Annotated in this window: 17 protein-coding genes and 3 tRNA genes; 6 read left to right on the top strand and 14 right to left on the bottom strand. The window is 66.2% G+C overall.

Features of this window, described 5'->3' with window-relative positions; all coding sequences use genetic code 11:
* Positions 1 to 13: 13 nt before the first annotated feature.
* The 9 genes from KDW55_RS12825 to KDW55_RS12785 form a co-directional block, all read right to left on the bottom strand.
* Complete coding sequence (locus KDW55_RS12825; protein ID WP_212197970.1) at positions 14 to 964, bottom strand: carbohydrate kinase; 951 nt, start codon at positions 962 to 964, stop codon at positions 14 to 16.
* 137 nt (positions 965 to 1101) lie between these two features.
* Positions 1102 to 2046, bottom strand: coding sequence for an ABC transporter substrate-binding protein (locus KDW55_RS12820; RefSeq protein ID WP_040144085.1), 945 nt, complete (start codon positions 2044 to 2046; stop codon positions 1102 to 1104).
* Positions 2047 to 2143: 97 nt separating this feature from the next.
* Positions 2144 to 3181 (bottom strand): ribose ABC transporter permease, encoded by a 1038-nt coding sequence (locus tag KDW55_RS12815; protein WP_040144086.1) that lies wholly within the window; start codon positions 3179 to 3181, stop codon positions 2144 to 2146.
* A 40-nt stretch (positions 3182 to 3221) separates the two neighbouring features.
* Positions 3222 to 4775, bottom strand: coding sequence for a sugar ABC transporter ATP-binding protein (locus KDW55_RS12810; protein WP_212197969.1), 1554 nt, complete (start codon positions 4773 to 4775; stop codon positions 3222 to 3224).
* Positions 4762 to 6009 carry an ROK family protein gene (locus tag KDW55_RS12805; RefSeq protein ID WP_212197968.1) on the bottom strand — a complete coding sequence of 416 codons (1248 nt, stop codon included), beginning with the start codon at positions 6007 to 6009 and terminating at the stop codon, positions 4762 to 4764. Before KDW55_RS12805 ends, KDW55_RS12810 begins: the two co-directional genes overlap by 14 nt.
* Before the next feature lie 308 nt (positions 6010 to 6317).
* Positions 6318 to 6404: transfer RNA gene (locus KDW55_RS12800), tRNA-Leu, on the bottom strand.
* A gap of 393 nt (positions 6405 to 6797) precedes the next feature.
* A tRNA-Leu gene (locus KDW55_RS12795) sits at positions 6798 to 6884 on the bottom strand.
* A gap of 114 nt (positions 6885 to 6998) precedes the next feature.
* Positions 6999 to 7988, bottom strand: coding sequence for an aliphatic sulfonate ABC transporter substrate-binding protein (locus KDW55_RS12790; RefSeq protein ID WP_040144088.1), 990 nt, complete (start codon positions 7986 to 7988; stop codon positions 6999 to 7001).
* A 338-nt stretch (positions 7989 to 8326) separates the two neighbouring features.
* Positions 8327 to 8413, bottom strand: a tRNA-Leu gene (locus KDW55_RS12785).
* 250 nt (positions 8414 to 8663) lie between these two features.
* Between KDW55_RS12785 and rnr the strand changes: the two genes are divergently transcribed.
* From rnr to KDW55_RS12755, 6 genes are all read left to right on the top strand, one after another.
* Positions 8664 to 11132 carry a ribonuclease R gene (gene rnr / locus KDW55_RS12780; protein WP_069241353.1) on the top strand — a complete coding sequence of 823 codons (2469 nt, stop codon included), beginning with the start codon at positions 8664 to 8666 and terminating at the stop codon, positions 11130 to 11132.
* A gap of 150 nt (positions 11133 to 11282) precedes the next feature.
* Positions 11283 to 12026: a 23S rRNA (guanosine(2251)-2'-O)-methyltransferase RlmB gene (rlmB, locus tag KDW55_RS12775; RefSeq protein ID WP_040144090.1), complete on the top strand. Its 744-nt coding sequence runs from the start codon at positions 11283 to 11285 to the stop codon at positions 12024 to 12026.
* A gap of 116 nt (positions 12027 to 12142) precedes the next feature.
* Positions 12143 to 13015: an N-acetylmuramoyl-L-alanine amidase gene (locus KDW55_RS12770; protein WP_212197967.1), complete on the top strand. Its 873-nt coding sequence runs from the start codon at positions 12143 to 12145 to the stop codon at positions 13013 to 13015.
* A gap of 105 nt (positions 13016 to 13120) precedes the next feature.
* Positions 13121 to 13813 carry a ribose-5-phosphate isomerase RpiA gene (rpiA, locus tag KDW55_RS12765; protein ID WP_212197966.1) on the top strand — a complete coding sequence of 231 codons (693 nt, stop codon included), beginning with the start codon at positions 13121 to 13123 and terminating at the stop codon, positions 13811 to 13813.
* A 283-nt stretch (positions 13814 to 14096) separates the two neighbouring features.
* The gene (locus KDW55_RS12760; protein WP_040144093.1) at positions 14097 to 14813 is read left to right on the top strand and encodes a FadR/GntR family transcriptional regulator; all 717 of its coding nucleotides are present in this window, start codon (positions 14097 to 14099) and stop codon (positions 14811 to 14813) included.
* A gap of 101 nt (positions 14814 to 14914) precedes the next feature.
* Positions 14915 to 15901, top strand: coding sequence for a Gfo/Idh/MocA family oxidoreductase (locus KDW55_RS12755; RefSeq protein WP_212160665.1), 987 nt, complete (start codon positions 14915 to 14917; stop codon positions 15899 to 15901).
* Between the two features lie 61 nt (positions 15902 to 15962).
* On the opposite strand, the gene KDW55_RS12750 is transcribed toward KDW55_RS12755, so the two are convergent.
* The 5 genes from KDW55_RS12750 to aat form a co-directional block, all read right to left on the bottom strand.
* Positions 15963 to 16655 (bottom strand): amino acid ABC transporter permease, encoded by a 693-nt coding sequence (locus KDW55_RS12750; RefSeq protein ID WP_040144095.1) that lies wholly within the window; start codon positions 16653 to 16655, stop codon positions 15963 to 15965.
* A gap of 122 nt (positions 16656 to 16777) precedes the next feature.
* On the bottom strand, positions 16778 to 17572 hold the full coding sequence (locus tag KDW55_RS12745; protein ID WP_040144096.1) for a cystine ABC transporter substrate-binding protein: 795 nt from the start codon (positions 17570 to 17572) through the stop codon (positions 16778 to 16780).
* Positions 17573 to 17674: 102 nt separating this feature from the next.
* Positions 17675 to 18712: a quinone-dependent dihydroorotate dehydrogenase gene (locus tag KDW55_RS12740; protein WP_040144097.1), complete on the bottom strand. Its 1038-nt coding sequence runs from the start codon at positions 18710 to 18712 to the stop codon at positions 17675 to 17677.
* Between the two features lie 157 nt (positions 18713 to 18869).
* The gene (locus KDW55_RS12735; protein WP_040144098.1) at positions 18870 to 19700 is read right to left on the bottom strand and encodes an arginyltransferase; all 831 of its coding nucleotides are present in this window, start codon (positions 19698 to 19700) and stop codon (positions 18870 to 18872) included.
* Positions 19701 to 19733: 33 nt separating this feature from the next.
* Positions 19734 to 20498, bottom strand: a complete 765-nt coding sequence (aat, locus tag KDW55_RS12730; protein ID WP_040144099.1) for a leucyl/phenylalanyl-tRNA--protein transferase — start codon at positions 20496 to 20498, stop codon at positions 19734 to 19736.
* Between the last annotated feature and the right edge of the window lie 8 nt (positions 20499 to 20506).

Here is a 20506-nt window from a genome sequence, read left to right as displayed (position 1 = left end):
CGCTCGGCGCCGCCTAGTAGGACACAGCCGTATCGGCCGGCTCGCCGCGTGCGCTACGGGCGATGACGTCCGCTACCTCGTCGGCAGTCGGTGCATACGCGCCCGCATGCGCACAGGCGACCGACGCGCACGCGGCCGCGTAGCGCAAATGATCGGCGTCCGTGGCGTCGGGATGCGCGAGCTGGCTCGCGAGCCAGCCGCCGATGCTGGCGTCGCCGCAGCCGACGGTGTCGGCGACTTCGGTTGCGAACGCCGGCTGGAACAAGGTGGTGTCGCGATGCAGCAGCTGCATGCCGGTCGCGCCGCGCGTGACCAGCACGGCCGCATCGGGCGCCCACTCGCGCAATTGCGCGAGCGCGGCCGCTTCGTCGAGTTCGGGAAACAGCCCGCGCAGATCTTCATCCGAGACCTTGATCCAGTCGGCGAGACCGGCGAGCCGGCGCAGCGTATGGCGATACGACGGCGCGGCCATCGGTGCGCGATAGTTCGGATCGAACGAGATTCGCTTGCCGGCCGCGCGCGCGGTCTGGGCGGCTTCGATCAGGCGCGACGCGAGCGGCTCGCGCACGACGCCGAGCGAACCTACATGCACGACTTCCGCCGCATCGAGCGCGCCGTTCGGCAGATCGGCCGGATCGAATGCGAGGTCGGCGCTGTTCTCGCCGATGAAGAAATACTCGGGCGGTTGTTTCGACACGACCATCGCGAGCAGCGGCGCGCGATCGACCTGACGGATGAAGCGCAGGTCGAGTCCGGCATCGGCGCTCCTGCGCATCAGTTCGTCGCCGAAGATGTCGCGGCTGACCGTGCCGGCGAAGGCAGTCGGCACACCAAGCCGTGCGCCGACGCGCGCGACGTTCCAGCACGAGCCGCCGGCGATGCTGCGCCAGTGCTGCGCGTCGTCGCGGATGAAGTCGGTCAGCGCTTCGCCGAATACGATCAGGCGGGGGAACGTCGTCGTCATGTCGAAACCTTGTGCCGCGCGTGTCGCGCGGCAGTGCAGCGGTTGAGATGAACGGCCGGGCAGGGCGGCCGGGCGCCGCGTGACGCGACGGGGCCCGGTGCGGCGCCGGCCGGGATCGCCGTATCGCGCGGCCGGACTCAGCGCGGGCTGCTCCAGCCCTTGTAGCTCTTCACGTTCTCGCGCGTGACGAGCGTCGGCTCGATCAGGATCATCGGATTGGCCGGTTTCTGCCCGTTCATGATTCCGTAGCCGACGTTGACGGCCTGCTGCGCCATCGCCCACGGATCCTGGCTCGACGACGCCTGCACGAGCGTGTTGGACTTCAGCGCCACCTCGATGTCGGGCGCGCCGTCGACCGACGTGATCACGATGTTCGGGCGATTCAGCTGTTTCGCCGCGAGATCGCTGCCGATCGCCTGCGGGTCGTTGATCGTGAACACGCCATCGAGCTTTGGAAAGCGCGTCAGATAACCTTGCATCGCGTTCATCCCGCCTTCGCGCGAGCCCTTGCCGTCCTGGTCGCTCGACAACAGCTTGATGCCCGGGTTCTTCGCAAGCACGGTCTTGCAACCGTTCACGCGGTCGATCACGGCCGACACCTGCGGGCCGTTCTCGATGATCACGTTGCCCTTGCCGTTGAGCTTCTTCGCGAGGTAATCGCATGCGAGTTCGCCGGCCTTCACGTTGTTGGTCTGCACGGTCGCGTTCGCGCCGGCGGCCGCGACGTCCACCGCGACGACCGTGATGCCGGCTGCCTGCGCCTTCTTCACCGCCGGTTCGATCGCCTTCGGATCGGTCGCGTTCAACAGGATCATGTCGACGTGCGCGGAGATGAAGTTGTCGATCTGCGTGAACTGCTTGTTCAGATCGTAGTCGGCCGACACCGCGGTGACTTTCGCATTCGGATTGAGCTGTTTCGCACGCGCTTCGGCGCCCTTGACGATCGTGACGAAGTACGGGTTGCCGAGCGAGCCGACCGTGACGCCGATCGATTTCAGCGGCTTGTCGGCGGCATGGGCGGCGGCGGCGCCGAATGCGAGTGCGCAGGCGACGGCGGTCAGGGCGGCTTTGTTCTTCAACATGTCGTTGTGTCTCCGGATGGTCCGTTGGCGGATGGGCGCAGGAGGACCTGACTGCGCCTCGATGGTTGAACGTCGGGCGGTACGGCGCAAGTCCGCGTCAGGTACGGGCCGAGTCGCGCTGCCGGTAGCGGTCGAGCGCGACCGCGCCGATGATTACGAGCCCCTTGATGATGTATTGCCAGATGTCGGATACGCCGAGCAGCACGAGGCCGTTGGTCAGCACCGCGATGATCAGCGCGCCGATCAGCGTGCCGACGATCGAGCCGACACCGCCGACGAAGCTCGTGCCGCCGAGAATCACCGCGGCGATCGCGTCGAGTTCGTACGACTGGCCGAGCTGCAGCCCGTTGGCCGCATAGAGGCGCGCGGCCGACATCACCGCGCCGAGGCCGGCAAGCAGGCCGGATGCCGCATAGACGAACAGCTGAATCGCACGCACGTTGATGCCGGACAGCCGCGCGGCCTCCGGGTTGCCGCCGACCGAATAGATGCGCATCCCTAGCACCGTGCGGCGCAGGATGAACCACGACAGCGCGATCACCGCGACCGCGATGATGACGAGCCACGGCACGCCGAGCACCGAGCCGTTGCCGATGAACGCGAACGGCAGTTGAGGGTTGAAGACGGTGGTGTCGTTGCCGATCAGGCGGGCGACGCCGCGCACGGCGGTCATCGCGCCGAGCGTCACGATGAACGGCGGCAGGCGCAGGAACGAGATCAGGCCGCCGTTGATCGCGCCGAACACGAGACCGACGGCGAGCGCGATCGGCACGCCGAGCCAGCCCCAGCCGGGGATGGTCGATGCGATCAGCGCGGCGACGGCCGATGCGGCGAGCACCGAGCCGACCGACAGGTCGATGCCGCCCGTCAGGATCACGAACGTCATGCCCGCAGCCAGCACGATGTTGATCGATGCCTGCTGCGTGACGATCGACAGATTCTGCAGCGTGAAGAAGCCGTCGGTCAGAAAGCCGAAGCCGATGCAGAGGACCAGCAGCACCGGCAGCATGCCGGCGGTGCGCATCAGCGACTGCATGCGCGCGCGATGATCGGCGCCGCGCATCAGCGGCGTGCGGTTGGCGACCGGATGGGCCGTCGCGGAAGCGAGGTTCCGCTGCTTGGTCGGGTTGATCATTTCGGTACCTTGAATGAAGAGGGAAAGGAAGGGGCCGTGGTCAGTGCGCGTCGGCGAGTTCGGCCTGTGAGCCGGTCGCGAGCGCGATGATCGCTTCCTGCGTAATCGGGGTATGCGTGTGGCCGCCGAGTTCGCCCGCGATCTCGCCTTCGCGCATCACGAGCACGCGGTCGGCGACGCCGATGATCTCCGGCAATTCGCTGGAGATCACGATCACGCCGACGCCCGCGCGGGCCAGTTCGTTGATGATCCGGTAGATCTCGGATTTCGCGCCGATATCGACGCCGCGTGTCGGTTCATCGAGGATCAGCACGCGCGGCTTCGTTTCGAGCAGGCGCGACAGCAGCACTTTCTGCTGGTTGCCGCCCGACAGCGCACCGACGTTTACGTTCGCGTTCGGCACGCGAATCGACAGCGATGCGATCGCGTCGCGCGCGCGTTCGGCGCCGCGAGCGAGATCGAGCGCACCGAGCCGTGCGTCGCGATTGCACACGGAGATGTTGATGTTGTCGCGCACGCTCATGTCGAGGAACAGGCCCTGGCGCTTGCGATCTTCCGTCAGGTAGACGAGGCCCGCGTCGATTGCGTCGCGCGGCGAGTGCGCGCCGAACGTGCGGTCGCCGAGCTTCACGTCGCCGCGCGTGCGCGGCTCCGCGCCGAAAATCAGCCGCGCGAGCTCGGTGCGGCCCGCGCCGACGAGTCCGGCGATGCCGAGCACTTCGCCGGCATGCAGGTCGAGGCTGCAGCCGCGCACGCGGTCGCCGTCGGCGATGTCGCGCACCGACAGCAGCAGATGGCCGGGGTCGTAAGGCGCGTGTTCCTTCTTGTAGAAGCCGGAGATGTCGCGGCCGACCATCATCGCGACGAGCCGCTCGGCCGACAGCGTTGCGCGTTCGAGCGTGCCGACGTATGACCCGTCGCGCAGCACCGACACGCGGTCGGACAGTTCGTAGATCTCCGCCATCCGGTGGCTGATGTAGATGATCGCGAGGCCTTCCTCGCGCAGCTGGCGGATCAGGCCGAACAGGTGCTCGGTTTCGCGCGACGACAGCGGCGTCGTCGGTTCGTCCATCACGAGGATGCGTGCGCGGGTATGCACGGCGCGCGCGATCTCGACGAGTTGCTGTTCGGCGATCGACAGCGTGCCGACAAGTGTGTCGGGCCCGAACGGCGCGCCGAGACGCGCGAGCACGTCCTGGCAGCCGCGCGCCATTGCCGCGCGGTCGATGGTGCCCCAGCGCCGGTTGCCGCGCCGCAGTTCGCGGCCGACGTAGATGTTTTCGGCGACGGTCAGGTTTGGCGCCAGGCACAGTTCCTGGTAGATCACGGCGACCCCGGCATCGCGTGCGGCGAGCGGGCCGTCGACGTCGATGCGCGCGCCGTCGATCAGGATTTCGCCGCCGGCGTCAGCCTGGTACGCACCCGACAGGATCTTCATCAGCGTCGACTTGCCGGCGCCGTTTTCGCCCATCAGCGAATGGATCTCGCCCGGATAGACGGTCAGGCTGACGTTGTCGAGCGCGCGCACGGCCGGGAACGTCTTGCTGATCCCGCGCATCTCGAGCAGCGGGCGGGGCGACTCAGAACGCGACATGGTGGACCTCCTGCAAATCGGTGCGGGCGCCCTTGAGGATGCCGGCCCGCGGGGAGAAATTGAAATACATGGGCAGCGTCGCGGCGCCGATTGCGCCGGCGTCGGCGCCGAACGTGCCGCGCACGAGCGTCGGTGTGCCGCGTGCTTCCGGTGCGGTCGCGACCAGCGCCGCGCGCAGGCGCGTCGTGACCGCATCGAGGAGGCCGGCATCGGTATCGGCGTCGAGCACGACCACCGGCGCATCGACGACGCACAACACCGCACGCAATGCCGGCGCGAGCGCGTCGACGCAGTCGTCGATCCATTCGTCGACTGCCGGCAGGCCGCGGGCGATGCAGGTCTCGAGATCGGCGCGGTTCTCGACTGTCTCGCCGTGATGGCGCAGGTGACGCACGAGCGCATGCAGCGACGCGCGGGCGAGCAGGATGTCCCACGGGCCGCGCGGCGGCGGCGCGGACGCCAGCCGGCTCGGCGGCACGGGAATCACGGCGATGTCGCCGGCATTGCCGGTCACGCCGCGCAGGCAGTCGCCGTCGATTGCGATGCCGCCACCGATCGCCGGGCCGATGAACAGGTACAAGAAGTCATCGCACTGCCGGCCGTAACCGTAGAACAGTTCGGCGATCGCGGCCGCGTTGCCGTCGTTTTCACCGAACACCGGCAGCGACACCGTGCGGCCGAGGTCGCTCGCGAAGTCGACGTCCTCCCACGCACGGAACGTGTCGGGCGCGAGGCCGAGCTCGCGCATCCATGCGCCGAGGTTGTACGGCTGCGCGACGCCGACGCCCGTCAAGCGCGCTCGCTCGTGCGCCGGAAGCAGATCCTGCATCGCGTCGATGTCGCGCCGGACGATGTCGAGCACATCGGCGGGCGAAGGGAGCAGCGTGTCGTGCGAGCGGCGGCCGAGCACGTCGCCCGCGAAATTGACAAGCGCCGTTTCGATGCGCATCCGGTCGAGATGGACGCCGATGCCGAATGCGCCACGCGGATCGAGGCGGATCAGCGACGCCGGCTGGCCGCGCTGGCCTTCGGTACGCCCGGCGAATTCGATGAGCTTCGCGTCGGCGAGCGACGCGATGATGCTGCCGACTGCCGTGCCCGTCATGTTCGCGAGCCGGGCGAGATCGGCCTTCGACGCGCTGCCCGCGCGGCGCAGCGTTTTCAGCAGCAGGCGCTCGTTGTAACGGCGCACGTTGGCCGAGTTGCTGCCCTGGCCGATGTGCGGGCTTCGCATGGCGTCTCCTTCCATGGTGCGCCATATGGCGGCGCATTAAATAAATCACGTTGATTTATTTAACCGTGTGAGCGACGGCGTGTCAGCCTAGGGAAATCCCGGTGGCGCGGCGAGAGCGAGGATGGCGGCGTGCCGGACGGGCAGCGGGTGCGGGTTCCGGGCCCGAATGACGAGCAGCCGTGGGAGCGCGGCCGGGGCGGCGAGGCCGGTCGGTTCGTGTGGGGAGAGCGTCGCGCAGCGTCGGTGGCGCGATGCGGGGCTGGAAATGAAAAAAGGCCGGCTAAGAAGCCGGCCTTTTTAAAAACAGATGGTGCCCAGGAGAGGACTCGAACCTCCACGGTGTTGCCACCGCTAGGACCTGAACCTAGTGCGTCTACCAATTCCGCCACCTGGGCACGTTTCGCTTGCTGCGATGCGAAGACCGCTATTTTAGCGCGTCTAAAGGTTGTGTCAATACAATTCGACGTCTTGGGGCGCAAATATTTTGCGGCTTGTTTGCTCGGCGTGAGGAGGTGCGACGAGGGAGGCAGGTGTTCGCCGAACGGAGCGGGTGGTGTCGCGTGGGTGCGCGCGCGATTGGGCGCCGGAAAATGAAAAAAGGCCGGCTAAAAAGCCGACCTTTTTAAAAACAGATGGTGCCCAGGAGAGGACTCGGTCACGCAAGCGCGACCCCGGCTGCGCTTGCAAGCGCAGCCCTTCGAGTCCTCGCGCAAAGCGCGCAGGCGCTTTGCTTCCTGGGCTCGAAATGAAAAAAGGCCGGCTAAAAAGCCGACCTTTTTAAAAACAGATGGTGCCCAGGAGAGGACTCGAACCTCCACGGTGTTGCCACCGCTAGGACCTGAACCTAGTGCGTCTACCAATTCCGCCACCTGGGCACGTTTTGCAGTACCTGCTTGCTGCAAAGAAGCGAAATTATAGCGTGACTGGAGACGCTGTCAACACAATTCGATCGATGGCGATAAAAATATCGGATGCTGCGTATCGAGCCCTCATGCGCCAAGCGGCTCTGCCCGTTTGGCCGTGAAATTCCATCGCAGCGCATCGCTTGTGTCGACGCGGGCGGGCAGCAAGCCGGCCGCGAGAAACGTATCGGCGATCTTCTGCTGTTCGCCGAAGTTCTGCGCGGCAACCGCGCGGACCACATAGCTGCGGCGCGCATTCGCACGCTCGATCGTGCGGGCATCCAGTCCCCAGATCGGCGCCAGCGTATTGGCGGCTTCCTGCTGATGATCGTGCAGCCACGCACCGGCCTGCGACAACCGATCGAATACGATCTGGATGGCGTCGGGACGCGCGGCCGCAAAACTGCTCGACGCGAGGTAATAGCGCTGGTACGACGCGAGACCGTCGCCGTCGGCCAGAATCCGCACATCGGGATTCGCTTCGACCGAAGCGACGTACGGATCCCACGTGATCCACGCATCGACGCTGCCGCGCTCGAATGCCGCGCGACCGTCCGCCGGTGTCAAGTAGTGGACCGCTGTGTCGCGCACCGCGAGGTTCGCGCGTGCGAGCGCGGCAAGCAGCAGGTAGTGGCTGCCGGCGGCCTTCGTGACCGCGATTCGCTTGCCTTTGAGATCGGCAAGCGTGCGGATGCTGCTGTCCTGCTTCACGACGATGGCCTGCGCCTTCGGCGACGGCGCTTCCTGCGCGACATATACGAACCGGGCGTGCGCGGCCTGCGCGAATACCGGCACCGTGTCGGCCACGTCCGCGCTGAAATCGACCGCGCCGATGTTGAGTGCTTCGGTCAGCGGCAGGCCGCTCGCGAATTCATGCCACGATACGCGCAGGCCGAGCGGCGCGAGCGACTGCTCCAGCGTGCCGCGCGACTTGAGTAGCGTAATGAGCGTCGACGATTTCTGGTATCCGATGCGTAACGTCGTGGCTGCTTTCTCCGCGTGCGCTCGCATGCCGATGGCGCTCAGGCCGGCGGCCAGCATCGCGCGAGTGAATGCGCGGCGGTTCATCAACGTCATGGATGTTCTTCCTCGTTGGGTTCATTGAAAGCGACGCGGCTAACGTACCAACGGGGGTGGCAATCGATAAGCGATTAATTCTGCTATCGATCGGAGCGGTGGGCATAAGACGCGGCACGCATGACTCATGCAGTGCCGAAAATGAAAAAAGGCCGGCTAAGAGGCCGACCTTTTTAAAACAGATGGTGCCCAGGAGAGGACTCGGTCACGCAAGCGCGACCCCGGCTGCGCTTGCAAGCGCAGCCTTTCGAGTCGTCGCGCAAAGCGCGCAGGCGCTTTGCTTCCTGGGCTCGAAATGAAAAAAGGCCGGCTAAGAAGCCGACCTTTTTAAAAACAGATGGTGCCCAGGAGAGGACTCGAACCTCCACGGTGTTGCCACCGCTAGGACCTGAACCTAGTGCGTCTACCAATTCCGCCACCTGGGCACGTTTTGCAGTAGCTGCTTCCTGCAAAGAAATGAAATTATAGCGCCCCAATTATTCGTGTCAACACTTTTTTGCGATATGCCGCAAACCCGACGCAGCCGCGCGTGCCCGCGGCGTTCGCGTCATTTTGCTGCGCAAGGCGGGTGATAGAATGGTCCGCCGCCGTCACTATAGAACTGTCTGACGGACACTTCTATGTTGATGCCGTGCACCATCAGTCAACGCAACGAGAACAATCATCGACAAACCCTTGAGCAAATATCCGTACCCCATTCCGAGCCGTGAAGAAATTCTCGGCGTGCTGCGTACGAGCGACGCGCCGCTGGCCGCCAACGACATCGCCGAGGCGCTGTCGATCAAACGCCAGGAGCGCGAAGGGTTCTTCCGGCGTGTCGCCGCGATGGAACGCGACGGACAGATCCGCCTCGACAAGCGCGGCCACTACCAGCTTACCCACCCGTCGAATTTCGTTGCCGGTCGCGTGCAGGGCCATCGCGACGGCTACGGGTTCGTGATCCGCGATGACGGTCAGGACGACCTGTTCTTGCCGAACGGCGAAATGCAGAAGGTGATGCACAACGATCGCGTGCTCGCGCGGATCGTCGGCTACGATCGCCGCGGCCGGCCCGAAGGCCATGTCGTCGAAGTCACCGAGCGCGCGAACAAGCGCGTGATCGGCCGTCTGCTCAATGAGAACGGCGCGCTGATCGTCGCCCCTGAAGACAAGCGCATCGGCCACGACATCCTGATCACGCAGAACGTGAAGAAGGCGAAGGTCGGGCAGGTCGTCGTCGTCGAACTGACCGACTTCCCGAGCCGCCATTCGCAACCGCTCGGCCGCGTCGTCGAAGTGCTCGGCGACATCGACGATCCGGGCATGGAAATCGAGATCGCGGTGCGCAAGTACGGCGTGCCGCACGAATTCAGTCAGCCGGCGCTCGACGAGGCCGCCGCGCTGCCGGACAAGGTGCGCCCGGCGGATCTGCGCTTCCGCGTGGACCTCCGCGACGTGCCGCTCGTGACGATCGACGGCGAGGATGCGCGTGACTTCGACGATGCCGTCTATTGCGAGCCGACCAAGGTCGGTCGCGGCGACGGCTTCCGCCTGATCGTCGCGATCGCAGACGTGTCGCACTACGTGCAACCGGGCAGCGGCCTCGATGCCGACGCGCTCGAGCGCAGCACGTCGGTGTATTTCCCGCGCCGCGTGATCCCGATGTTGCCTGAGAAGCTGTCCAACGGGCTGTGCTCGCTGAACCCGCAGGTCGACCGTTGCGTGCTCGCGTGTGACATGGTGATTACCGCACGCGGCGAGATCAAGGCGTACCAGTTCTATCCCGCGGTGATCCATTCGGCCGCGCGTCTGACGTACACCGAAGTCGCCGCCGTGCTGTCGAACACCAAGGGGCCGGAGGCCGCGCGCCGCGCCGAGCTGCTGCCGCACTTGCAGGACCTGTACGGCGTCTACAAGGCGCTGTTCGCCGCGCGCCAGAAGCGCGGCGCGATCGACTTCGACACGACCGAGACCTACATCGTCTGCAACTCGCAGGGCAAGATCGAGCAGATCGTCCCGCGCCAGCGCAACGACGCGCACAAGCTGATCGAGGAATGCATGCTGGCGGCGAACGTCTGCGCGGCCGACTTCCTGAAGCGTCACAAGCACCCGGGCCTGTATCGCGTGCACGCCGGTCCGACGCCGGAGAAGCTCGAGAACCTGCGTGCGTTCCTGCGCGGCATGGGCCTGTCGCTTGGCGGCGGCGACAAGCCGCACGCGAGCGACTACGCGGCGCTGATGGCGCAAATCCGCGACCGTCCCGACGCGCAAATGCTGCAGCCGATGCTGCTGCGCTCGATGCAGCAGGCTGTCTACAGCCCGGACAACATCGGCCACTTCGGTCTCGCGTACGAGGCGTACGCGCACTTCACGAGCCCGATCCGCCGCTATCCCGACCTGCTCACGCATCGCGCGATCTACGCGATCCTGTCGGGCAAGAAGTACACGCCGAAGGCGCCGGACGGCTTCGAGCTGAACACCGCGCTGTCGCCGCGCGCCCGCGCGATGCAGCAGGCCGACGACGAAACGCGCGGCCGTTCGCGTTCGAACACCGCGATCTGGGAAGAACTCGGCCTGCATTGCTCGGCGAACGAGCGGCGTGCCGACGAAGCGTCGCGCGACGTCGAGGCGTGGCTCAAGTGCTACTTCATGCGCGACAAGCTCGGCGAGGAGTACGGCGGGATGGTGAACGGCGTCACGTCGTTCGGGATCTTCGTGCAGCTCGATACGCTGTTCATCGAAGGGCTCGTGCACGTGACGGAACTCGGCTCCGACTACTTCCAGTACGACGAGATCAAGAACGAGCTGCGCGGCGAACGCACGGGCATCCGCTATCGTCTGTCCGATCGTGTGCGCGTGCAGGTAAGCCGCGTCGATCTCGACGCACGCAAGATCGACTTCCGGCTCGTGCGCGACACGCCGGTGAAGGCGCCGCGCCCCGCGCCGGCGCCGGCTGTTGCCGGTAACGGCACGGGCAGCGAGCGCGGCGGCCCGCGCGTGCGCTCGCTGCCGCCGGCGGACGAAGCCGCGCCGCGCCGCAAGAAAGCGGCCAGCGCGCCGACCGCCGCGGTGAAGGAAGCGCGTGCCGCACGCGCGGCAAAGAAAAAGGGCGGTGCGGCGGCCAAGACCGCCGCGAAGAAGGCGCACGCCCGCAAGAAGTATTGAGCGTATGGGCGGCGCATGCGCACGCCCGTTGCAGTATCGACAGCCGCCGCGTTCTACCGGTCACCGCCGGCAACGCGGCGCTTTCCTTTTCCATGGATCGCGGCCGCGCGCATCGCGCGGCCGCACGTTTGATCGAAGGTTGTTCCAGTCATGTCACGTCTGAAGGTTCTTTACGGTTTTCATGCGGTGACCGCACGTTTGCGGCACGACGCGTCGACGGTCGCGGAGGTGCTGTACGACCAGACGCGCCGCGACCGCCGCATGCAGGAGTTCCTGCACGCCGCGAAGGAAGCGGGCGTGCGGCTGATCGCGGCCGACGAAACGCGCCTGTGGGGCCTCGCGCACACCGAGCGCCACCAGGGCGTCGTCGCGCGTGTCGAGGATGTCCCGCTCGCTCAGAATCTGTCGGAACTGCTCGACGGCATCCAGGGTCCGGCGCTGCTGCTGGTGCTCGACGGCGTCACCGATCCGCACAATCTCGGCGCGTGCCTGCGAGTCGCCGATGCGGCCGGCGCGCATGCGGTGATCGCCCCGCGCGACCGCGCGGTGGGCCTGAACGCAACCGCGGCGAAGGTTGCGAGCGGCGCGGCCGACACGGTGCCGTACATTACTGTCACGAACCTTGCCCGCGCGCTGCGCGAACTGAAGGACGCTGGCGTGTGGATCATCGGCACGTCGGACGAGGCGTCGGGGACGCTATACGACACGAAGCTCGACGGCCCGGTCGCCATCGTGATGGGCGCAGAAGGCGAGGGCATGCGCCGGCTCACGCGCGACACGTGCGACGACGTGATGAGCATCCCGATGGCCGGCAGCGTCGAAAGCCTGAACGTGTCGGTCGCGAGCGGCGTATGCCTGTACGAAGCGGTGCGCCAGCGGCGCGCGAAGGGCTGACAGGCCGGGCGCTACGCAGGCCTGCAGGTGCGGCTGCACGCGGCGCGTGCGCCGCAACGACCGAACGACGCGTGCCGCGATCGCGCGCGGCCCGCGGCTCATCCAGCGCGCGAACCATGACCCTGTTTCGCCTCGGCGCAGCGTGCGCCGTCCTCGGCCTGCTGGCCGCCTGTACGTCGCCGTCGCTCGTCGGGCGCGGCGCCTACTACGCCGATACGAGCCTGCATGCGCGCGGTGCGGATTCGCGGGTCCGCTTCCTCGTGATGCACTACACCGAAAGCGACGAAGCGAATTCGCTGCGCACGCTGACCGGCGACTCGGTCAGCGTGCATTACGTCGTGCCGCCGCAACCGCGCATCGAACACGGGATGCCGGTCGTCTACCAGCTCGTTCCCGAATCGGAGCGTGCGTGGCATGCGGGCATCAGCGAATGGCAGGGCACGACGGAACTCAATGCGGCGTCGATCGGCATCGAGAATGTGAACCGCGGCCCGCTCGATGCGCAAAACCTTACGTGGCAGCCGTATCCGCCCGCCCAGGTCGATGCGCTGATCCGGCTGTCGAAGGACATCGTCGCGCGCTATCGCATTCCGCCGACGCGCGTGGTCGGCCACAGCGACATCGCGCCGCAACGAAAGATCGATCCCGGTCCGCTGTTCCCGTGGCATGCGCTCGCGCAGGCGGGCGTGGGCGCGTGGCCGGACGACGCGACCGTGACCGCGCGGCTCGCCGGCCGCGATCCGCGCGCGCTCGTCGACGTACGCGGGTTGCAGCAGAAGCTCGCGCGTTACGGCTACGACGTACCGATCGATGGCGTGCTCGACACGCGGACACGGCGTGTGTTCGCCGCGTTCCAGATGCATTTCCGGCCGTCCGACTATGCCGGCAATCCGGACGCCGAGACCGACGCGATCGCGCAGGCGCTACTCGACAAGTACTTCCCCGAAACGCCGGCAGCTGGCACGGCATCCGCCGTCGGCGCGCCGTAACCGCCGCGGCGATCGCTGCCGGCAGCGCCGCCTAAAAAGACCGGGCCGTCTTCCGAGTCCGGTAAACTGGCGGTTTTCCGCAATCCTGCTGTATTCCCACCTCTCATGACTCAAGACGAACTCAAACGCCTGGTCGGCCAGGCGGCCGCCGATTATGTGATCCAGAACGTGCCGGAAGGCGCGGTAATCGGCGTCGGCACAGGCTCGACCGCCAACTGCTTCATCGACGCGCTCGCCGCCGTCAAGTCGCGCTATCGCGGCGCAGTGTCGAGCTCGGTCGCGACAACCGAGCGCCTGAAATCGCACGGCATCAAGGTGTTCGATCTGAACGAGGTCGACTCGCTGCAGGTGTATGTCGACGGCGCGGACGAGATCGACGCGAGCGGCGCGATGATCAAGGGCGGCGGCGGTGCGTTGACGCGCGAGAAGATCGTCGCGTCGGTGGCCGACACGTTCGTCTGCATCGCGGACGGCAGCAAGCGCGTGCCCGTGCTCGGCGCGTTCCCGTTGCCGATCGAGGTCGTCCCGATGGCGCGTACGGCGATCGGTCGACGCGTGGCGGCGCTCGGCGGCGTGCCGGTGCTTCGCGTGACGAAGGACGGCGCGCCCTACATCACCGACAACGGCAACGAGATCATCGACGTGAAGGGGCTGCAGATTACCGATCCGCGCAGTTTCGAGGCGCAGGTGAATGCGTGGCCGGGCGTCGTGACGGTTGGCCTGTTCGCCGAGCGCGGCGCGAATCTGTGCCTGCTCGGCACCGCAAACGGCGTCGAGACGATCGTTTATCCCGGTTAATCAAAACTGAATGAGAAGCAGTCCGTAATGGCGTCAGGATGCCGTAATGGACTGCATGTTTAAATTTTGTCGAAATCCCGGCCCGGCAAGCGCAGCGCGCTTCCCGGGCTTTTTTTGAAGTCGTATAAATCACCCCGTTTAAAAGAGGGATAACCCTGTCAGGTGTTTACCAGATAGCGAAATATCCCCGAACTCATCAACTTATAGATCATAAGAACAGTCGTAACCAGGGCCGGCGGAACTGCGGAGCAGTTGTTCGCAAATCGACGCACGGGGAGGTGTCATGGAGCAGGGCAAAGACCGGTCACTGGTCGCCAAAGTGATGGATGGGCTTGTTACGGGTATCGTCGAGGACAAGTACGGCGGCATTCTGCCGCCGCAGGACGTGCTGTCGAAAGAGTTCGACGTGAGCCGCACCGTGATGCGTGAAGCATTGTCGATGTTGCTTGCGCGCGACATGCTCGACGTGCGTCCGAAAGTCGGGACGCGCGTTCGGCCGATGCGCGACTGGCGCATGATCGATGAGGACGTCGTGAGCTGGCGGTTTCGTGCGAAACCCGATCCGCAATTCATGCGCGACGTCATCGAATTCCGGATGCTGATCGAACCGCGTGCGACCGCGCAGGCGGCGGTTCGTGCGACGGCCGTCGACATCGCCGGTATTCGCGAGGCGTTCGATGCGTTCAAGGTGTTGCAACCGGGCGACCCCGGCTACGACACGGCCGACGAACTGTTGCACACGCGTATCGTGCAGGCGAGCGGCAACCAGTTTTTCCAGCAGATGGCGGCGATCGTGCGCGGTGCGGTCCGGCTCGTGAATCCGCGCGTCGTGCAGAAGGAAGGCGCGCACGAAACCGCCGTCAATGCACACGCGCGCGTCGTCGACGCGATCGAGCGGCGCGATCCGCGCGAGGCCGAAGCGGCGTCGCTCGCGCTGATCGATTTCAGTGCGGACGAGATCTCGCGCGATTTCTCCGTCGACGTACCCGTGCGCGCCTGAATCCGAATGCGTCGTTGATTCACAAGCCGGCGAGCCGTTTATCATGACGGCCGGCCGGCAGCGTGCCGGCCACCGTCATACGACCGACACGGAAGATCCGGATGAACGACTTCGACAACCGTCCGGTGCGCTTCGGCATCGTCGGCGCAGGCAGCATCGCACGGCGTTTCGCGCAGAGCCTCGCGCACGTGCCGGGTGCCGTGCTGGCCGGCGTGTGGGCACGCCGCGCGGACGCGGCCACCGCATTCTGCGCCGCGTGCGGCGGCACGCCCGCCGCGACGCTCGACGCACTGCTCGCGACCGATATCGACGCAGTCTATATTGCGACGCTCCACGACAGTCATGCGCACTACGCGCAGGCCGCGCTGGCCGCCGGCAAGGCCGTGCTGTGCGAAAAACCCGCGACGCTCAACGCGACGCAACTCGACGCGGTGCTGAACGCGGCGCGCGCGTCCGGCCGGCTGTTCATGGAGGCGATGAAGCCGCCGTTCTTTCCGCTGTACCGTCAACTGCGCGCGCATCTCGATGACGATCCGATCGGCGAGATCCGGCTCGTGCGCGCGGGTTGTGCGTCATCGTCGGTGCCCGACGACCATTCGGTGTATCGGCTCGACCGCGCCGGCGGCGCGCTGCTGGACATCGGGATCTACGAAGCGTTTCTCGCGGTCGACTGGCTCGGCGCCGCGCTCGACGTGCAGACGCTCGGTCGTGTCGGCGCGACGGGTGTCGACGTATTCGCCAGCCTGAACAGCCGTCACGCGAATGGCGGCATCGCACAGCTCTTTTGCGGGCTTGACGTGATGGGACGCGGCGACGCGCTGATCGCCGCAGCGGGCGGTCACGTGACGATTCACGAGAAGTGGTGGAACCCGGCACGCGCGACGATCCGCTATGCGGACGGGCGCACCGTCGAACTCGATGTGCCGGCCGAAGGCGGCGGCCTCAACTACGAGACCGCGCATTTCTGCGACCTGCTGCGCGCGGGCGAACGCGAGAGTCCGATCATGACGCACGATCATTCACGACGGATGATCGCGATGACCGATGCGGCGCGCGCGGCGCTCGGCGTACGTTACTCGGGAGAGTAAGCGCGGAAACGAAGGCGGCGGCCGGGCGCGCCGCGGCCCGGCCACGGATGCAACCGCGTGCTCAATGACGCGCCGGCAGCGACAGGCGCTTTTCGTACCAGCGCTGGATCCATTCGAGGATCTGGCACAGCACCCAGTAAATGGCCGCGGCGGCAAGGTACAGCGGCAGCGGCTGGTAGGTCGCCGCGATCACTTCCTGCGCGCTGCGCAGCAGCTCGGTCACGGTGATCACCGAGACGAGCGACGTGTCCTTGATCAGGCTGATCAGGCTGTTCGACAGGCTCGGCACCGCGATGCGCAATGCCTGCGGGCCGATCACGTAGCGCAGCGTCTGCGACCACGACAGCCCGAGGCTGTAGGCGGCCAGCCATTGGCCGCGCGCGATCCCGTTGATCGCGCCGCGCATGCTTTCGGACATGTATGCGGCGACGTTCGCCGACAGCGCGATCACGCCGGCCGGCGTCGGATCGAGCGAGATGCCGAGGCTCGGCAGCCCGTAATAGATGACGAAGATCTGCACGAGCAGCGGCGTGCCGCGCATCAGGCTCACGTACGCGCGCGCGAGCCACGCGAGCGCGTTGACCCAGATGCGTTCGAAACCCTCGAGCGTCTCGCCTTGCCGGATGCCCATCATCGCGAGCACGACGGCGCCGAGCAGGCCGAACACCATCGACAGCACGGCGAACTTGACGGTCAGTACGGCACCCTGGGCGAGCACCGGCAGCGATTGGACGAGCAGGGACGTTGTCGACATGGAATACGGATCGAATGCGTGCGCGAAAGCGCAATCATAAACCGGACCGATAAAACAAAGGGCGGCATCGTTGCAGATGCCGCCCTTTCCGGCCCGCCGTCGGGCGGGAAACAGAGGGGTGCTTACTTGATCGGCTTCGTCACGTCGATACCGAACCACTTGTCCGAAATCTTCGTGAACGTGCCGTCGGCCTCGAGTTGCGTCATCGCGTCGTCGATTGCCTTCTGGAACTTCGGATTGCCCTTCTTGAACGGGATGCCCGACGGATTCGCCGAGCCGACATTCGCGCCCGGACGCAGCGGCAGCTGCGAGTTCTTCGTCAGGTACGCGAGCATCAGGCGGTCGTTCAGCGCTGCGTCGAGACGGCCGGCCGCGAGGTCGCGCAGGTACTCGGGCGCGCCCGGGTACGTCTTTACGTCGATGCCGGGCACCGACTTCGCCATGTCCATGTAGTTCGTGCCGAGCGCGACGCCAAGCTTCTTGCCTTTCAGGTCTTCCAGCGACTTGAACTCGCGCGTGTCGTCCTTGCGCTGGATCAGCTGCGCCGACGAGTACGTGTACGCCGGCGAGAAGTCGAGCGTTTCCTTGCGCTTGTCGGTGATGCCGACCTGGTTGACGATCACGTCGAACTTGCCAGCCTGCAGCCCGGCGATGATCCCGCTCCATTCGGTCGTGACGAATTCGGGCTTCACACCGAGCTTCGCGGCGACGGCCTTGGCGATGTCGACGTCGAAGCCGACCAGTTCACCTTGCGGGTTCTTCGAGTTGAACGGCGGGAACGTGCCTTCGAGGCCGATGCGCAGCGTGCCGCGTTGCTTCACCTGGTCGAGCAGGTCGGCCGCATGCGCGGTGGCGGCGGCGAACGACGTGCCGATCAGGCCGGCGACGAGCAACTTCTTCAGCAGCGAGATTTTCATCGTGTGGATTTCCTTGCGCGAGTGGCGCGCTTGATTCTGAATGTGGCGCCGATCATAGCAAAATCGCAATCGACCACTAAATATCGTTTGTTTATGACTATATTACGCGGCGCGATCGCGTGCGATGGCCTTCACGCATTCGGCGACGAGTGCCGGCCCGCGATAGATGAAGCCCGTGTACAGCTGGACGAGCGATGCGCCGGCCGCGAGCTTCGCGCGCGCGTCCTCGCCCGAGAAAATACCGCCGACGCCGATGATCGGCACCGCGCTGCCCACTTCCGCGTGCAGCTTGCGGATCACTTCGTTCGACGCGTCGAACACCGGGCGGCCGGACAGGCCGCCGGCTTCGTCCGCATGGGGCAGCCCCTGCACGGCCGCTCGCGACAGCGTCGTGTTGGTGGCGATGACCGCTTCGATCTTGTGGCGCAGCAGCGTGTCGCCGATCTCCTTCACCTGTTCGTCGTCGAGATCCGGCGCGATCTTCAGCGCGAGCGGCACGAGCTTGCCGTGCAGGTCGGCGAGGCGCTGCTGCTTGTCCTTCAGCGCGGCAAGGAGTGCGTCGAGTTCGCCCGCGCCCTGCAGCTGCCGCAGATTTTTCGTGTTCGGCGACGAAATATTGATCGTCACGTAGCTCGCGAACGGGTACACGCGCTCAAGGCAGTAGAGGTAATCTTCCGCCGCGCGCTCGATCGGCGTGTCGGCGTTCTTGCCGATGTTCAGGCCGAGGATGCCGCGATAGCGGGCTGCCTGCACGTTCTTCACGAACTGGTCTACGCCGTGGTTGTTGAAGCCCATCCGGTTGATCAGTGCGTCGGCCTGCGGCAGGCGGAACATCCGCGGGCGCGGGTTGCCCGGCTGCGCGCGCGGCGTGACCGTGCCGACCTCGATGAAGCCGAAGCCGAGCGCCGCGAGGCCGTCGATCGCGGCGCCGTCCTTGTCGAGACCGGCGGCAAGGCCGACCGGATTGCGGAACGTGAGCCCCATCACGGTGCGCGGCGCGTCGGGCACGCGGGCCGACAGCGCACAGGCGAGGCCGGTGCGGCCGGCCGCGCCGAGCGCGCGCAGCGTGAGGTGGTGAGCGTCTTCCGCATCCATCTTGAACAGGGATGCGCGGGCCAGCGGATAGAGGGAACTGAACACGGGAATTGGGCGGACAGCCGGAATGATGACAACCCGCTATTTTACCGGGAGTTGCACGGCAAAGGCGCGGTTCGGTTCGTAGCGCGCGGCTGCACCGCGCGCCGTACTGCGCCGCGCCGTGCGTTGTCGCCGTGCGGTCGCACCCGTGGCGTGCGCGTCAACCGGACCCGGAATGCCCGCCCGGCAGCGGCGCGCGCGCGAGTGCGGCATCGACCGGCGGCAGGTCGATGCGATCCGGATCGAGTATTTTCCAGCGCCCGTCGAGCAGCCCTTCGAGCGGATGGAAGTTCGCCTTGTACGCCATTTTCGGGCTCTCGCGGATCCAGTAGCCGAGATACACGTACGGCAGGCCGAGGCTCTTCGCCTGCTCGATCTGCCACAGGATGTTGTATGTGCCGTAGCTCGTGTGCTGGTCGTCCGGCTCGAAGAACGTATAGACCGACGACAGCCCGTCGCCGAGGATGTCGATCATGCTGACCATGCGCAGCTTGCCCGGCTCGCCTGCCGGCGCGTCGAGGTCGCGGAATTCGACGAGTCGCGAATTGATCCGGCTCTGCAGCAGGAACTGCTCGTACTGGTCGCGACTGTCGCGGTCCATCCCGCCGCCCGCGTGGCGCGCGGACTGGTAGCGCATGTACAGTGCGTAATGCTCCTCGTCGTAGTGCAGCGGCGAGACCGTCGCGACGAGCGCGCGGTGGCGCTTCCACATCCGGCGCTGCGTGCGCGACGGCTTGAATGCGCCGACGGGCACGCGCACGGGCACGCACGCGCGGCAGCCGTCGCAGTACGGGCGATAAGTGAACACGCCCGAGCGCCGGAAGCCGGCCTTCACGAGCTCGGTATAGATGTCGGAATTGATCAGGTGGCTCGGCGTCGCGACTTGCGAGCGCGCGATGCGGCCGTCCAGATAGCTGCACGGATAGGGCGCCGTTGCATAGAATTGCAGCGCCGAAAGCGGTGAAAGCGGCAGCTCAGTCGGGTGAGTCATGGGCAGCTCTCGATGCAGGGAAGGAGTGCCGCGCTAGCGCTCGTTCCCGGAGGGAGTCGCCGGTTCGGCGGGGCCTGTCAGCGCGGCGAGCACGCGCTTGTCAAACTGCCACGGAATCGGCGGTTCGGTTACCGCGCGGCGCACGTGAGCGACAAAGGCTTTGCGTGCGATCTCGCGGCCACCGAGCGACGCTAGATGCGACGTATTCTGCTGGCAGTCTATCATTTCCAGTCCGTGCTCGCGAAGGTGGGCGACGAGGGTCGCGAGCGCGATCTTCGACGCGTCGGTGACGTCGGCATACATCGATTCGCCGAAGAACATCCGTCCGAACGCGACGCCGTACAAACCGCCGACGCGGCGCCCGTCATGCCACGTCTCGATGCTGTGGGCGTTGCCGGAACGATAGAGCGACGTATAGGCGTCGATGATCTCGGCCGTGATCCACGTGCCGCGTTGCCCGCGCCGCGGCGCCTGAGCGCACGCACGCATCACGCCCGGAAAATCGTGGTCGACGCGCACCTCCCACGCGGGATTGCGCAGCACGCGCTTGAGCGTCTTGCGCAGCGACGGGGCCACTTTGAATTCGGCCGGCACCAGGATCATCCGCGGATCGGGGCTCCACCACAGCACGGGCTGGCCGTCGGAATACCACGGAAAGATGCCGCGCAGATACGCGTCGATCAGCCGCGACGGCAGCAGGTCGGCGCTCGCGGCCAGCAGCCCCGGCGCGCCGGTCGCGGCGCCGAGCGCGCGCTCGATGGGCGGGAACGGATCGTCCGGGCCGAGCCAGGGAACCATGGGTGCGG

Source organism: Burkholderia sp. AU19243 (assembly GCF_018148075.1).
GTDB lineage: Bacteria > Pseudomonadota > Gammaproteobacteria > Burkholderiales > Burkholderiaceae > Burkholderia > Burkholderia latens_A.
The sequence above is the reverse complement of the archived record's forward strand: the minus strand, read 5'-3'. Positions and strand labels throughout refer to the sequence as shown.